The 14,334-nt window shown below is 58.2% G+C and carries 12 protein-coding genes; 8 read left to right on the top strand and 4 right to left on the bottom strand.

Translation table 11 applies throughout. From position 1 onward, the window contains the following. Nucleotides 1-100: 100 nt before the first annotated feature. Complete coding sequence (locus B2952_RS05670; RefSeq protein ID WP_290729770.1) at nucleotides 101-1,030, bottom strand: bile acid:sodium symporter family protein; 930 nt, start codon at nucleotides 1,028-1,030, stop codon at nucleotides 101-103. Nucleotides 1,031-1,068: 38 nt separating this feature from the next. On the opposite strand from B2952_RS05670, the gene B2952_RS05665 reads away from it, so the two are divergent. From B2952_RS05665 to B2952_RS05650, 4 genes are all read left to right on the top strand, one after another. After that, the gene (locus B2952_RS05665) at nucleotides 1,069-2,472 is read left to right on the top strand and encodes a TrkH family potassium uptake protein (RefSeq protein WP_173381590.1); all 1,404 of its coding nucleotides are present in this window, start codon (nucleotides 1,069-1,071) and stop codon (nucleotides 2,470-2,472) included. A 42-nt stretch (nucleotides 2,473-2,514) separates the two neighbouring features. Then, nucleotides 2,515-3,171 (top strand): potassium channel family protein, encoded by a 657-nt coding sequence (locus B2952_RS05660; protein ID WP_173381589.1) that lies wholly within the window; start codon nucleotides 2,515-2,517, stop codon nucleotides 3,169-3,171. A 153-nt stretch (nucleotides 3,172-3,324) separates the two neighbouring features. Continuing rightward, nucleotides 3,325-3,879, top strand: a complete 555-nt coding sequence (locus B2952_RS05655; RefSeq protein WP_173366272.1) for an NADH peroxidase — start codon at nucleotides 3,325-3,327, stop codon at nucleotides 3,877-3,879. A gap of 3 nt (nucleotides 3,880-3,882) precedes the next feature. Continuing rightward, the gene (locus tag B2952_RS05650; protein WP_173381588.1) at nucleotides 3,883-4,296 is read left to right on the top strand and encodes a Fur family transcriptional regulator; all 414 of its coding nucleotides are present in this window, start codon (nucleotides 3,883-3,885) and stop codon (nucleotides 4,294-4,296) included. A gap of 108 nt (nucleotides 4,297-4,404) precedes the next feature. Here the strand turns inward: B2952_RS05650 and B2952_RS05645 are convergent, their stop codons facing one another. Then, on the bottom strand, nucleotides 4,405-4,980 hold the full coding sequence (locus tag B2952_RS05645) for a hypothetical protein (RefSeq protein WP_290725814.1): 576 nt from the start codon (nucleotides 4,978-4,980) through the stop codon (nucleotides 4,405-4,407). Nucleotides 4,981-5,082: 102 nt separating this feature from the next. On the opposite strand from B2952_RS05645, the gene aroC reads away from it, so the two are divergent. From aroC to B2952_RS05630, 3 genes are read left to right on the top strand one after another with little or no spacing between them, the layout of a single operon-like run. Next, nucleotides 5,083-6,165: a chorismate synthase gene (aroC, locus tag B2952_RS05640; protein WP_173381586.1), complete on the top strand. Its 1,083-nt coding sequence runs from the start codon at nucleotides 5,083-5,085 to the stop codon at nucleotides 6,163-6,165. A gap of 30 nt (nucleotides 6,166-6,195) precedes the next feature. Next, nucleotides 6,196-7,089, top strand: a complete 894-nt coding sequence (locus B2952_RS05635; RefSeq protein ID WP_290735192.1) for a tetraacyldisaccharide 4'-kinase — start codon at nucleotides 6,196-6,198, stop codon at nucleotides 7,087-7,089. A gap of 60 nt (nucleotides 7,090-7,149) precedes the next feature. Then, entirely contained in the window at nucleotides 7,150-8,619 is a 1,470-nt protein-coding gene (locus B2952_RS05630; protein ID WP_290725326.1) for a hypothetical protein, read from the top strand. Here B2952_RS05630 and B2952_RS05625 read toward each other — a convergent pair. After that, nucleotides 8,616-8,999, bottom strand: coding sequence for a co-chaperone GroES (locus B2952_RS05625; RefSeq protein ID WP_290729778.1), 384 nt, complete (start codon nucleotides 8,997-8,999; stop codon nucleotides 8,616-8,618). The genes B2952_RS05630 and B2952_RS05625 overlap by 4 nt on opposite strands. A 30-nt stretch (nucleotides 9,000-9,029) precedes the next feature. Between B2952_RS05625 and B2952_RS05620 the strand changes: the two genes are divergently transcribed. Next, on the top strand, nucleotides 9,030-9,983 hold the full coding sequence (locus B2952_RS05620) for a hypothetical protein (protein ID WP_290729781.1): 954 nt from the start codon (nucleotides 9,030-9,032) through the stop codon (nucleotides 9,981-9,983). 1 nt (nucleotide 9,984) lies between these two features. On the opposite strand, the gene B2952_RS05615 is transcribed toward B2952_RS05620, so the two are convergent. Next, nucleotides 9,985-14,199 carry a fibro-slime domain-containing protein gene (locus B2952_RS05615; protein WP_290735189.1) on the bottom strand — a complete coding sequence of 1,405 codons (4,215 nt, stop codon included), beginning with the start codon at nucleotides 14,197-14,199 and terminating at the stop codon, nucleotides 9,985-9,987. Nucleotides 14,200-14,334: the final 135 nt, after the last annotated feature.

Below are 14,334 nucleotides of genomic sequence, written 5' to 3'. Positions count from 1 at the left end.
CTTTTGGAGAATTCTTATAAAATTTCAGTATTCTAGAACACAAAAGTGTATTCTCGGAACACGGCTGTATTCCTGGAACACAAAAAAAGGGCACATAAAACTAGGGATTTTTCTTTTCCTGGCCGCGGAGCATCCGTTCGCGGGTCTTTTCGCGGCTCATCCAGGTGAGCACCAGGTTCTGCCAGATAACGTAACAGGTCGGGGCGAGCGCCACCACCGGGCCTGCGAACAAGGTAGATACCCAGATGACGAGCGTCGTGTTCTTCTGCCCCATGCTCTGCGACCCCTCGATGGGGCGGCGCTTGCGTTCACAGAACCAGCCGAGCCAGAACAGCAAAATGCAGAGCACCAGCGAGACCCCCGCCATCATCGGGAGCTTGCCGCTGTTCCACAAGTCGGTGAACCCCATCTCGCGGATATCGAAACTCGCCTTCGAAATGATGACGAACACCGAGAACGTCCAGATGAACATCGTGTACTTCTGGAATTTCGCGGCGCGGTCGGCAAGCTCCGGGTAGAACGCGCGCAGGCCCAGCGCAAACGCGAGCGGTATGCTGATGATGGGCTGGATGGTATTGAAAATCTTCATCGCGATTTCGGAGAGGCTCGCATCGGCGCCGGTAAGGCACCCGAAAATGACGGGGATCGAAAAGCACGCGAGCAAGTTCCCGCTCAAAAAAATCTTGAGCGCGAGCGAAGCCGATCCGCCGAGCATCTTGGCCATCGTGGGGGCGGCATTCGCAGGCGGGCAGAGAGCGATGATGGCACCGCCCAGCAGCACCTCGCGCGGGAGCCCGAACAGTTCCACGATACCCCACAGGGCGGCAATCAGCACAAGGCTTGCGACAAACGCGCGGGCCTCGATCTTGAACGTGTAGCCGTGAGTCTGCGGCGGGATCTTCGTGACAAACGTCAGGAACATCATCGAGCCGATAAGGAAGGGCATCATAGGCGAAAGCACGTGCGCCTGCGGGAGCAGAATCCCGAGAACAATCGCCAGCGGCATCAATATGGACCGCAAATTCCTCATAGCGTGCCCAAATGTAGAAAATTGCTACATTTCGCTCCATGCTTCGTTCCAAGTACCAAGCCTTCTCGGATACGACGTCCGAGAACGTCTTCAAACCGAAAAAACAGGCAAACCCGATTACCCTGGTGGTGCTCGGTTATCTTATGCTTATAACCGTCGGCGCGGTACTCCTGCGCCTGCCGGTCTCCACCCGCGAGCCCATCGACTTTCTCCAGGCGCTCTTCACGGCCACATCCGCAGTGTGCGTGACAGGCCTTTCCGTCATCGACATCAGCTCGACCTTCTCGACATTCGGCAACTGGGTGCTCGTCGTCCTCATGCAGCTGGGCGGCCTCGGCATCATGACCGTGTCTACCGTGCTTATCCTGCTTGCGGGCATGCACCCGGGCTTTAACCACCAGTCCGTGCTGCTCGCCGACTTCACGCAAGAGGGAAACGTCGACGCGAAGCGCATCCTCATGGCCGTCCTCCCCTTCACGTTCATACTGGAAGCCATCGGCGGCGTGCTCTACTTTACGCAGTTTGGAGACATGGAGCTCCACGACCGCATCTTCTGCTCGCTATTCCAGGCAGTCAGTTCGTTCTGTAACGTCGGGTTCACGCTGTTCCCCGACTCGCTCGTACAGTTCCAGCTGAACCCGGTCATGAACATCACCACCTGCATCCTCGCGCTGGCCGGGGGCTTCGGGTTCCTCGCCATCACCGAGCTGCAGTATTCCTTCGACTTCAAGCAGCGCAAGTTCCGCAAGATTTCGCTCCATACCCGCATCGCGACGTTCTGCACGTTCGTCATCATCGGCGCAAGCATCGTCGCCTTCATGATAACCGAATGGGGCAACACGCTCGACGGCTTAAGCTTCTTCGACAAGCTCCAAACCACGTTCTTCATGGCCTTCACAAGCCGCACCGCGGGCCTCAACACGGTAGACACCCCGGCCCTGTGCGCAAGCTCCCTGTTCTTCTTCGCCATCATCATGTTCATCGGCGCAAACCCCGGCAGCTGCGGCGGCGGCATCAAGGTAACGACCGCGGCGGTCATCGGGCTGCTCGGGTTCAACCGCCTGCTCGGCCGCGAAAAGACCCAGGTCATGGGCCGTACCATCCCCGAAACCACGGTCGACAAGGCCGTGCGAATCTTCGTGGTCGCCATCGTCGTTATAGCGCTTGCAACGATGGTCCTCCTCATCACCGAGATTCCGGCGGGCACCGGGTTCAACGAGAACGGCACCCCCTTCCTCAAGATCCTCTTCGAGGTCATCAGCGCCTACAGCACCTGCGGACTCTCGATGGGGCTTACCGGCGAACTTTCCACCGTAGGCCAGATTGTCATCTGCTGCGTGATGTTTATCGGCCGTATGGGCCCGCTTTTCCTCATTTCGGCGGTCGCCGGCAGGGTCCAGAACACTACCTGGTATGCCGAAGAAGACATCATGGTGGGCTAATCATCAATTGATAATTAGGGATTGATTACTAAATTATAGCCCATGGCATCTAAACAGTACATCATCATCGGGCTCGGCAACTCCGCCATCTTTCTGGCCCGTCACCTGACGAGCCTCGGCCACGACGTGCTCGTTGTGGACAACCACCCCGAAAAGGTGCAGGACATCTCCAGCACCGTATCGCAGGCCATGGTCGCCGACTCCACACGCAAGAAGCAGCTCGCGAGCATCCCGCTCCAGAAGGCGGACTCCGTCATCGTCTGTATCGGCGAGAACCTGGAAGCAAGCCTCCTTACCGTACTGAACCTGAAGGAACTCGGCGTAAAGCACATCATCGCGAAGTCCTCTAGCGCCGCCCACTCGAGCATCCTCGAGAAGCTCGGCGTATCCGACATCTTCCACCCGGAACGCGACAGCGCCATCGCGCTCGCCGAACGCCTGAACAGGCCGAACATGCTCGACTTCCTGCCGTTCATGGAAGGCTTCTCCATCGTCGAGGTCGTGTGCCCCGAAAAGTTCCAGGGCAAGACCCTCAAGGACCTCTCGCTCACGCACAAGTACGGCATCCAGGTCATCGCCATCCGCGACCCGCTCGAGACCAAGCCCAAGATAGGCAACCTCGCCGACTACGTGCTCAAGGAAAACGACGTGCTGTTCCTCATGGGCCCGAACGACGCCCTCGACGACTTCAAGGGCTAGCAGGGACCCGCCGCAAGCCGAAAAAACAGAATTCCTGTAATAATTACAAAAATTTATAACAAAACGATTGACAAAGCGCGATCGTGATTTTATAATTTCCATAATCACAGTTACAAACACCCAAACCCCCGCCAAGCGGGACAGGAGACACAAATGAAAGTATGGGTTTGCAAAGTCTGCGGTTATGTCCACATGGGCCCCGAGGCTCCGGACGAATGCCCCCAGTGCCACGCTCCCAAGAGCAAGTTCTTCGAAAAGGAGGACAAGTCTAGCGGCAAGATCGTATGGGCCGACGAACACAAGATCGGAGTCGCCCAGGGTCTCGATGCCGAGGTCGTCCAGGGACTGCGCGAGAATTTCGCAGGCGAATGCACCGAAGTCGGCATGTATCTCGCCATGAGCCGCCAGGCCGACCGCGAAGGGTTCCCCGAAGTCGCCGAGGCCTACAAGCGCATCGCCTTCGAGGAAGCCGAACATGCCGCCAAGTTCGCAGAACTCCTCGGCGAAGTCGTCTACCCCGACACCAAGAAGAACCTCGAACTCCGCGTCGCCGCCGAAGCGGGCGCCACCGAAGGCAAGCTCGCCCTCGCGAAGCGTGCGAAGGAACTCGGCTACGACGCCATCCACGATACCGTCCACGAAATGTGCAAAGACGAGGCCCGCCACGGCGGAGCCTTCCAGGGCCTGCTCGGACGCTACTTCAAGTAAGCGATGGCATCCGCTTCCGTCATGCTTCAAGAATGCGGGATCCGCCCGTCGCTACAGCGGGTCCTCATTCTCGACTACCTGAAAAGCGTCCATTCGCACCCGTCGGTGGATTCCATCTACCAGGCGCTGCTGCCAGGCAATCCCGGGCTCTCGCGGACGACCGTCTACAACACGCTCGAACTGTTCGCGGAAAAAGGGCTCGCCCTCTCGCTGGACTTCGGCGAAGGGTTCCTGCGCTACGACGGCGAGACCAAACCGCACAGCCATTTCCGATGCGAAAAATGCGGCAGGGTCATCGACATCGACAGCGTCCCGGAAGGTTGCGAACAGATGCTCCCCGAAGGCTGTTCGCTCACCGGAGCGTCGCTCTACATGTTCGGGCTCTGCCCGCAGTGCAACAGGGACCGCGACGTGTGACAAAGTTTACATAAGTTTATTTTTTTCAGAACAAAATAACAAACCCCGCATAGGCGGGGTTTTCTTTTTAACTTATTATCTATCTTAGACTTAGGGGCGAGGTCCGACCTAGAACACCGGCTGGTCGCTTCCCTTTTCCTTGCCCTTCTTCTGCGCGAGCCCTTCCTTCGCGAGGGTGCGGTGCTCCACGTAGCCAAGAACGAAATAGCGGTTGGACTTGCCGACGACAGCCGTAAAGGCGTTCAGGACCTTGACCCCGAACCATTCCTGGTAGTTGTTGCGGCCTTCCTTGATGGCGGATTCAACAAGCGTCGGCGCCTGCGAAGGCTTGCCGTACTTGAGCGTAAACTGTTCCGACATGTATTCCGCAGCCTCGATGGCCTTGAACCTGCGGCTCGCCTCCACCTTGCCCGTGCGGATTTCAAAAGCGTAGAACTTGTCGTTCGCGTTAAAGATGAAAGAAACCTGAACCGGCAGTTCGCCGAAATTGAACATGGGAAGCACAACCCGCTCACCCTTGCCCATCTGGCCGAAGGGCTCGTAGCCCATCTTCATCACCTCTTCAATCACTGTCTCGCGCGAGGCGCCAAAGGGGATACCGGCAAATTCGAGTTCGCCATTGCGCTGCGCGAACGCTTCCATGGAAAGCGCCAGCAGCAACAAGACGATGATATTTCTAAACATGGACACGGACTATCTCCTAAAACCTTTGTAAAAGATAGTAAACTTTCAGCAAAAATGGGCCGTCCGGACGGTTTTAGGGCCTCTTTATCTATATTTTGCAACATGGCTAGCACTTTTGGCAAAATTTTCAGCGTGACGACCTGGGGCGAATCCCACGGTCCGGCAGTAGGCGCCGTCGTGGACGGATGCCCGGCAGGGCTTCCCCTCTGCGAAGAAGACATCCAGTTTTACCTCGACCGCAGGCGCCCGGGGCAGGGCGCGATGACCACCGCCCGCGACGAAAAGGACAAGGTCAGGATCCTGAGCGGCGTTTTCGAAGGCAAGACGACCGGGACTCCCATCTCGTTCGCCGTATTCAACGAGGACCAGCGAAGCCATGACTACGCGGATATCGAGAAATGGTACAGACCGGGACATGCCGACCTCTGCTACGACATGAAGTACGGGTTCCGCGACTACCGCGGCGGCGGACGCAGTTCCGCACGCGAAACCATCGGCAGGGTCTGCGCGGGCGCCGTCGCACGCAAGTTCCTCGCACAGGTCGCCGGAACAGAATTTATCGCGTGGGTCGATTCCGTCGGCAACATCGACTGCCCCGAATTCGACATCGGTACACTCACGCACGAATCTATCGAAGCCTCTCCCGTCCGCTGTCCCGTTCCCGAAGCGGGCATGAAAATGGAAGAAGAAATCCTCGACGCGAAGAAGAACGCCGACAGCATCGGCGGCACGGTGCGGCTGCTGGTGCGCGGCGTCCCCGCCGCACTCGGCGAACCCGTGTTCGACAGGCTCGACGCGCTGCTCGCCCAGGCGATGCTCAGCATCCCCGCCTGCAAGGGTTTCGAGATCGGCAGCGGGTTCGCCGCCGCGCGCATGCGCGGCAGCCGCCACAACGACGAAATCTACTTCGACGGCAAGCAATACCGCACGCGCACAAACAACGCGGGCGGCTGCGTCGGAGGAATCAGCAACGGCGAAGACATCCTCTGCCGCATGGCGTTCAAGCCCACCGCGACAATCGCGCAAGCGCAGAAGACCGCCGGCCGCGGAGGGGAGAACGGAGAACTCGCCGCCAAAGGCCGCCACGACCCGTGCGTCGCGGTACGCGCGCCGGTCATCGTCGAAAGCATGGCCGCTATCGTGCTTGCCGACCTCTACCTGCAGCAGAAACGCCACTGCCTGTAGCATGGCCTACGGCCAGGACGCCGCAACGACATGAACACATTAACGCGCTTCCCGCTCACATGCCTTGCCGCCTGTTACCATGCCGCATACCGGCTCCACCACCGCCTTTGCCTCAAGCCCGGGCAGCCGCTCCAAAATTCTAGCTTGTATGTAATAGGAAGCTTCCGCATCGGGGGCGCGGGCAAGAGTCCGTTCACCGCGTGGTTCGTCCGCTTCCTCCGCGAACAGGGCGCCGGGCGTATCGCGGTCCTTTGCCATGCGAAAGCCCGCGACGAAGCGCAAATGCTACGGCGAAGGCTCGCGCAATTGCCGCAGGTCCAGGTATTCTCGACAGGCAACCGCTACCGCACCGCCCACGAACTCGACGGCGAATTCGATGCGATCGTCTGCGACGACGGATTCGAGGACACCCGACTTTCCGGTGCCACAGTCATCCGCCTCGACTGGGAAGACCCGCCCGTGCACACCGAAAGCCTCGTGCCCGCGGGCATGTTCCGGAGCATGGCAACGGATCATGCGGCGCCCGCAATCGCGCTCCGTTGCGCGAGCGCGCATACGGGCGCCGATGCCGATGTCACCTTCGGCATCGCGGGCATCGAGAACGCAGCGGGCAATTCCCTCAGCCGCGACCCGGTCCTCCTCTGCGGCATAGCCGACCCGTCCCGGTTCGCAAGCGACGTCGCCGCTTCGGGAATCCGCGCGACCCGCACCATCGCGCTCCGCGACCACGACAGGCGCCTGCGGCGTATCCTCGAGGCCCTTCTCCGCGATGGCGAACAAGTCGTCATCACCGAGAAGGACTTCGCAAGGCTCCCCCCGGAACTCCAAAATGAACATGCAGTCTTTATCGCCCGCCAGCGGGTTCTCGTCTCGGACTCCGCCAAAAACGCGCTTATCGCAGCCCGCGCGAACACAGGGCGCTAAACGGATGACCTCACGTTATTATTTTTTATGCAACGCGCAAACCGCAAGAAGGAATAGAAAATGAATCTCTCTACGCGTATTAAGGATTTGATGAACGCCCTCTCCGCAGGCATCCCCGAACGCGAATTCTGTATCGAACTTGCCTTTCTCACGACCATCGTCCGTGAACCGTTCTACCTCTACGGCCGCTCCGGCTCCGGCAAGGCCATCGTCATCGACAGGCTCGTCGCCGCATTCAAGAACGCCAAGGTGCTCCGCATCGGCAGGCGCATCCAGGAAATTCCCTCCAAGCTCAGCGACTATAACCTTATCGTATTCCAGAGCTACGACGTCACGAACGAGCGCCAAAAAGAGAGCGTGCAGATTGCGCTCCAGGATCGCGCCGGCACGCCGGTCATCATTTCGGGCGACCTGCGCCCCGAAGTGGCCCTGACCCGCGGTGAGATTGTAGACAAGATAGCGCTCACCGTCGCCCTCCCCGACAGCATCTCGGCAAGCGCCCTCTGTCAGCTGCTCACGACCCCCCGCGATGTGACCCTGACCGACATCCCCGCAGAACTCACCATCACGCCAGAAGAATCCGCGGAATGGAAAGAGAAAATCAACAAGATTGCATTCTCTGCCGATGCGCTCGACATGATCGGCAAGCTCGCCGAACTCTGCGACTCAAACAACATCTACGTCTCCATCAAGAAATGGATGGTCCTAAGCAACATCGCAAAGGCCGCCGCCTTCTTCAACGGGCGCACCGAAGCCAGCCTCATGGACACCTTCTTCCTCGGCACAAACATCTGGGGCCGCACCATTTCGAACAAGATTATTGTCGAAGGCTACAAGAAGATAGCCCTCGAAATCCTCCTGAAAAACATCCCGGAAATCCATGAAAAGCGCTACGATGCCGACGACCTCCTCGCCCGCATCGACAGGCTGCTGAACAGCAGCAACAACAAATACGACACCAGGGAATTCAACAACGAAGCCTGCGTTATGTACAAAGTTACAATCGCCGGCGAATCCACGCCGCTCTATGTTCCGCTCCGCTATATCGAAACGGATGGCGACTTCAACCCGTACAACGAACTGCGCCAGGTCGAAAAGCGCGTGCGCTGCAACTATCACGGCACTTCCAACTGTTCCATCGCCATCGACTCCGCAGTCAAGGGCATCGGGCTGCGCACCAACGTGGTCCGTTCCAGCAACAGCACCCTCAAGACAGGCAAGTTCGAAGATTACGCAACGCTCCCGACCTATATCCTGAGCGAAAACGACCCCGACATCATCGCGCAAAAGAAAATCCAGCGCGAAGAAATCCGGAAGGAAGTCAACGCCTCCATGGAACGCGAATCCAAGACGCTCCTGAGCCTGCGCGATACCTACCGCAGCCTCAAGCAGAACCGCAACGAGCTGTTCTGTAACCAGCAGCTCTTTGACGAAATCCTCGGACAAATCAAGGAAGAATTCGACGCGACTTCCGTTCTGATTTCCAAAATCAAGGAAGCGCACGCCAAACTCGACGGCAAGGCGTCCTAGAGGTTATCGATACTGTCGGGAATCTCGTTTCGCATCACGAGCAGGATCGCGTTCTGCCCGACGATGACATACTTTTCGCCGTTGATTTCTATTTCGGTTCCGCTCGCATGCAGGTAGAGCGCCTCGTCGCCTTCATGGACCTGGAGCGGCACATAGTTCACCGCATCTTCCCTTTCGCCCGTAAAGATGGAATCCGGATCGCGGTTCGCGGGAATCGGGTATCCGGGTCCGACCCGCATCACGAGCCCCGCATGCACGGCGTCATGGTCCTTCACGCTCGGCGGCAGGTATAGCCCGCTCCCCGTTCGGTTCGACGCCTCCAGGGACTTTATCAACACTCGGTCGCCAATTACAACAACATTTTTCAAAGCATCCATCATGGGCGCTAAAATAGAATTTATATTGCAGCTGTGGTCATCGCAATTCTCATAGCGCTCTGGTTTGCCATATCCATCGGCATGCTCGGTATCGTCCTCTCGACACCGAAAGGGAGGGCCATGCTGAAAATCCTGTGGCGCAGCCGCAAAATCCGCATCGCGTGCGCCGCGGCTGTCGTAGCGATCATCGCCATCGCCACCATCTTCGTGCTCCATCCGAAGCCAGCCGCCCCCGAACCGCTGGACGCAAGGCACATATTCGAGAGCTACTCCCGCACGCTCGTCTCCGCAATGGAAGCAAGCGGTGCCATCGCGATCGATTCCCGGTGCAACCTCGAAAGCCCGAAGCCCGAACTTGCGCACACGCTCCCCGTCCTCGTCGAAGTCTACCACGAAATGGTCAACAGGCCCACCACGGCAAGGCTCGTGCGCCTCGACGACACGCTGGTCCTCTCCTTCGACGGCTACAAGCAATTCAAGAACAGGACTATCAAGATTACGAAGGGCGTGCAAAAAAGACTCGGCCCGCGCTATTCCATAAGGATGCAAAGCAAGGGCGAAAGCCACGAGCTCGAAATCACATACAGGGGAAGCCCCTGGGACAACGAACAGCTCTGCGCCCTTCCCGTCCTGGAAGCAAGCCTCCGCGAAAAGGTCGACCCCGCCATGCTCATGTCCATCATCCGCCACATTTCGGGATTCGACTTCAACTACAAAGGCGAAAAGACCGGACGCGGCCTGCTCGCACTGGATTCAGGAGACGGCCTCGCGCAAATCCGCACCGGGGCGCGCATGCTGAAGGCAGCCCTCGATACCGCCAAGAGCGAAGAAGACGCCATCGCCGCCTTCTATCCCGAAAACAGCATCCAGGGGCTAAACGCCGAGTGGCGCAAGAGCCCGCTCAAGAACGGCTGGGTGCAGGATGTCCTTGCCGACATCCCCTTCTACAGGAACAACGGATTGTCCCACGCGCAGGTCGGCCGCTAGGCTACTTCCCGCGCTTTACCCCCATCGTGAACGTGTCGTCGCGCTTGCCGACAGTCTCGCGCCCCGCCTTCACGCGCCATTCGAGCTTCGATACATACGCGCCCGTGCCCACGAGCCTTCCATTCTCGCTGCGGGCGTTCCATGCGAGGAATACCTTCGCCGGATTCGAGCGGCAGTCTCCATTGAACACCGCAGTGTCGGAACAAGCCACGGAACCCTTCGCCCGGTTCACAAACTGGCCAAGGTTCGAAAAATAGCTCACTTCCCATTCGATGCGGATAGAATCGATGGACACCGAATCGCTCGCCGTAAGGCCCAGTTCCTGCAAATCGTAGTTCAAAAGCTGCCCCGGAAGGCCCGTCTGTTCCACGGCATCCTTCAAGGACATCTCGGGCGGAATAGCGAACGTGTGCACGCCGCCTTCCCAGGATGCAGTCTGTTCCGCAGTCTCCTGCGAAAGCGTAACCACGCCCGGCACGTCCACCAGCAATCTCTGGCCGCCAATGACCCTCACCCACGGATTGTTCGCATGGGGCACGTTCCCGCCCAGGTCCCGGATCGCGCCCGGCATGAGCCGCACCGAATCACCCACGGCAGGCAGCACCTCGTCTTCGCCGCCATAGAAGTAAAGGTCATAGCGCACGCCATTCTGCAACCTGGTCCTGCGTGGCGATACCATCTGCGCCGACGCCTGTTCGCCCATCCGCCAAATCCTGAAATCGAACAAGTCCTCCGCGGCGAGATTCGTATCGAGTGATCCCTCGCTCAACAGGAGCGTCAACGTCGTCATCTTGTCCTTGCCCGGATTCACTATGGCGCTCAACAGCACGGGTCCGACCCTGTCCTCTATCATGCCGTTCATCGAAAGCGAAATCGAGTCTCCCTTGTCCTCGTCCCAGTAGGTGTAATGGTAATGCAAGCCTCCCTGGTAGATTTCCTTGTTTCCGCCGGTAAAAACCTTGTCGAGCAGGGAATCCGCCGTCACTACGATATCGGACGCGTTCTCGATTTTCGTGCGGACACTTTCAACCCCCACGATTCTGCTCCAGGCCGAATCACCGAACGACCATGCAAGCGTATCGGGAATGTCGGAATCGAAGGCCTCGCTGAAGGGGATGTGCAGACTGTCGGGAACGCCGTCGCCATCTCGGTCGAACATGTAGCCCTTGCTCGCAAACGGCACGGGCGGTTCCATCATGTTGATGTTCTCCCACACGATCTTGTTCGCAACCTGCGAACCGGAAACCGTGAACGAGGCATTGTTGACCGCCGCAAGGCCCATCACGTTGAATATCGCATAGCCCGAAGAATCCGTCGTGACACTCGTGATCGGCTGTCCGTTCGCATCCAGGAACGAGAGCGAATCCGCAGTCGAGAGGTCCACCGACACGATACAGTCGGCGCAGACCTGCCCGATATACATCACCATGATGCGTACCGGGTAAGACACAAAAGCCATCAGCGTATCCTTGCCGCCATTGTCACCCGGGACCCCCATCGGTTCGAGCAGCAAGTTGTAGCCTTTCGGGTCAAACGGTTCGCCCGCCGCATCCGCAAACGCGATATCCGGAAGCGGGTACTCCGGCACCTCGAAATACACCTGCGAACGCTGCGAGGGGTCGGCCACCAGGTAAAAATCGAGCATGTACATTCCCGGCGGGAGCGCACGCGCACGCACGATCGCCGCCGTATCGATAACAAAGCCCGCCATGTTCTCGTTGACGGTAATGCCGCCGTAGTTCACGCCCGGCTTCAGCACCTCGCCCTCCTGCAATGCAGTCTGTCCGTACAGAATGAAGGACGATTCCGCAAGCGTCGTATCCACCTTCCCCACGCTCGAAATGTCGCAGGTCAGGTTCTCTTCCGTAAGAATCTGCAGAATCACGTACTCGATGGTTCCGTCATCCGTATGCTGTTCCACCGGGAAGTAGCGCTTTTCCGTCTGCAGGTTGATGGAGGTGCGCATCTTGAAGTTCGAACCCGTCGCGTTCCTTTCCGAGAAGAATATGTGGAACGGATAGATCTTGCCTTCCTCGAGCCCCATCGTGTCGAGATTCACCGCGCCTTCCACCGGGTTGTGGCACCCGCCGATATCCACCGCGAGGCGGTTGTCGATAAACACCCACACGTCATCGTCTCCGCGGAACTCGAAGTACTGCCCCGGAATGTACTGGAACTGCGCCGAAATCTTCATCGCGAAGCTGTAATTGTGCCTGCAGCCGCTCACGTTCCAGTCGAATTTCGGGTTCTTCACCGTCTTCGCGGAATCCAGGTACTCAAAATCGTCAATCGGATAGAATCCCGGATTCAGCGTGTCGTTGCAGTCGTTCTCGTTCGTAAAGTCCGCAAGCCAGAACCCTTCCTCGTCGAGCGTGAGGTCGATATCGCGGCAAGTCGCATTCGTGTATTCCTTGCCCCCGGCATCGGTCGCCACTACCTGCGGCACAAACCATTTTTCAATCTCGTGCGCCGCGGAACACTGGTTCCACGGATAAACTAACGAATCCACGCGCGCAGGCAAGCCGTTCACTAGTTTATCCTGAACCATTCCCAACACGTGACCGCCACAGGTCTTGAGCGAATCGAGTTCGCCATTCTGGTTCTTCTCCCACACCGTCGTATAGGGGTTGCCGTTATAGATGTTGCCGAAGTCCACGTCAATCGCGTCCGCATACGATTCTCCGGCCCAGTCCACCACCATCGCCGAAATCTTCATCTCGGGGCAACGTCCCAAGTGGTTCGGGAACGTCACGTCCAGCAGCGGGGCACTGCTCGAAACCGGGTAAGGGTGCACCCACACCGTATCGCGCACCTTCAGCACCGAATCGAGACGCACCGTCTCGCCCAGATCCTTGCCCTCGGCCGCAATGCCGCCCATGCTGTAGTAATCCATGCCGAACGTCTGCTTAAAGTATACACCCCAGTCATCCACATGCTTGTAGTAGGTACCCTCGTACCAGCCGCACGTGTCCTTCTGTCGGTCCATCGGCAGCGGGCCCATCTTTACCGTATCGTCCATCGAAACCACGAGCATCGAGGGCGACATGTCGTCCCACGGCGAAAGCAGGCGCACCACCTTCGGTTCGGGCGGGTAGTACACGAAATCCTTTATATGCAGCGAGGTGCTCGCGAACATCCACGTCTCGTAAATGCCGGCAGGGAACAGGTCCGTGGCCAGCGGGCGTTCAGCATCGTCGAAATACTTGTGCTGCGGCCACTCGTTCTGCCCGCGATAGAACTGCACCCACGCCCATGTCGAATTCCACTTCGGCGAACTCACCAGCGAATCGTCAAAACTGATATGCCGCCAGTACTTGTATTCGCCCTCGGCCGTGAGCGGAGTCGGCTGGTTCATGATGTTGTTGTCCACCGAGATGTAGAAGGCGCTGTCGCGGTAACTCGTGTTGGTGCGCCACGGGTGATAAACGTGAAGTACCCGCGTCGGGTCAAAGCATTCGCCCTTCGTTCCTATCGTAAGCGAGGCCTCGGGAGTTGCCGACGTGCCATCCACATAGACGGTATCCCCCGCAGCGAGGACCGCCGACAAATCGACGACCGAATCGGAATCCGCAGGCACAACATACCACGGAGCCTTGTAGCGGACAAAGTAAGCACTCTGTATCGGGTTCGCCGCCATCATCGCGGGCGTAACCGAGCCGTAGAACCACCCGCACTTCGAAGCATCGCCCGGAATGAACCGCATCAGCACGGAATCTGCCCCGAAAATCATCTGGGGCAGGGCCTTGTTGCCCCACGGGCTCTTGAACCAGACGATCTTCGAACCCGGAGCCATGAACGACTTCTCGTAGGTACCGTCGGCCTCCGTGTACAGCCAGAGCTCAGTCTCCGTGCCAAAGAACTCGCCCATCTTGAATTCGTTCGAGCCCCACGTGACGCAGTTGTTCTGGTTAAAATTATAGTCGGCAGTATTCGGGCAGGCCTTGATGTTGAAGCTCATCCAGTCCTGAAAATCGGCAAGCGTCTTGCCCACCCAAGTGTAGGTGAACCAGCCGTCGCCATCGCTCTTCATCATCGTCGAGGAATTCGCGTCGAAATGCGGGTTGTAGTCGCCACCCGCACCGCCCAGTACATGCGGCACATAATCGCTCCGGGTCGCATCGTCACGCCACGGTGACTGGAAATGCAGAATAAGGTCGGCCCAGGCAGCAGATCCGAACAAAAAAAGCAAACAGACACCCAAACAAATGCGCTTCATACCAACTCCTTTCCGAGCGCAATAAACAACTATAGGTAATGTATATTCAAAAAGCGGAAAAAGAGCGTCTAGCAATCGCAAAAAGCGGAAAGCGTTGTCTTAAACGCAATAAAAAAAGCCCGCGGGAATGTGGCG

This window comes from Fibrobacter sp. UBA7003 (assembly GCA_002449765.1).
Lineage (GTDB): Bacteria > Fibrobacterota > Fibrobacteria > Fibrobacterales > Fibrobacteraceae > Fibrobacter.
Note: the sequence above shows the minus strand (reverse complement) of the source record. Positions and strands in the feature narration are given on the sequence as shown.

What these genes read in the sequence shown, in the direction of transcription:
- B2952_RS05670 (WP_290729770.1), bottom strand. Translation starts at nt 1,030, where the DNA reads ATGAGGAATTTGCGGTCCATATTGATGCCGCTGGCGATTGTTCTCGGG.
- B2952_RS05665 (WP_173381590.1), top strand. Translation starts at nt 1,069, where the DNA reads ATGCTTCGTTCCAAGTACCAAGCCTTCTCGGATACGACGTCCGAGAAC.
- B2952_RS05660 (WP_173381589.1), top strand. Translation starts at nt 2,515, where the DNA reads ATGGCATCTAAACAGTACATCATCATCGGGCTCGGCAACTCCGCCATC.
- B2952_RS05655 (WP_173366272.1), top strand. Translation starts at nt 3,325, where the DNA reads ATGAAAGTATGGGTTTGCAAAGTCTGCGGTTATGTCCACATGGGCCCC.
- B2952_RS05650 (WP_173381588.1), top strand. Translation starts at nt 3,883, where the DNA reads ATGGCATCCGCTTCCGTCATGCTTCAAGAATGCGGGATCCGCCCGTCG.
- B2952_RS05645 (WP_290725814.1), bottom strand. Translation starts at nt 4,980, where the DNA reads ATGTTTAGAAATATCATCGTCTTGTTGCTGCTGGCGCTTTCCATGGAA.
- aroC (WP_173381586.1), top strand. Translation starts at nt 5,083, where the DNA reads ATGGCTAGCACTTTTGGCAAAATTTTCAGCGTGACGACCTGGGGCGAA.
- B2952_RS05635 (WP_290735192.1), top strand. Translation starts at nt 6,196, where the DNA reads ATGAACACATTAACGCGCTTCCCGCTCACATGCCTTGCCGCCTGTTAC.
- B2952_RS05630 (WP_290725326.1), top strand. Translation starts at nt 7,150, where the DNA reads ATGAATCTCTCTACGCGTATTAAGGATTTGATGAACGCCCTCTCCGCA.
- B2952_RS05625 (WP_290729778.1), bottom strand. Translation starts at nt 8,999, where the DNA reads ATGATGGATGCTTTGAAAAATGTTGTTGTAATTGGCGACCGAGTGTTG.
- B2952_RS05615 (WP_290735189.1), bottom strand. Translation starts at nt 14,199, where the DNA reads ATGAAGCGCATTTGTTTGGGTGTCTGTTTGCTTTTTTTGTTCGGATCT.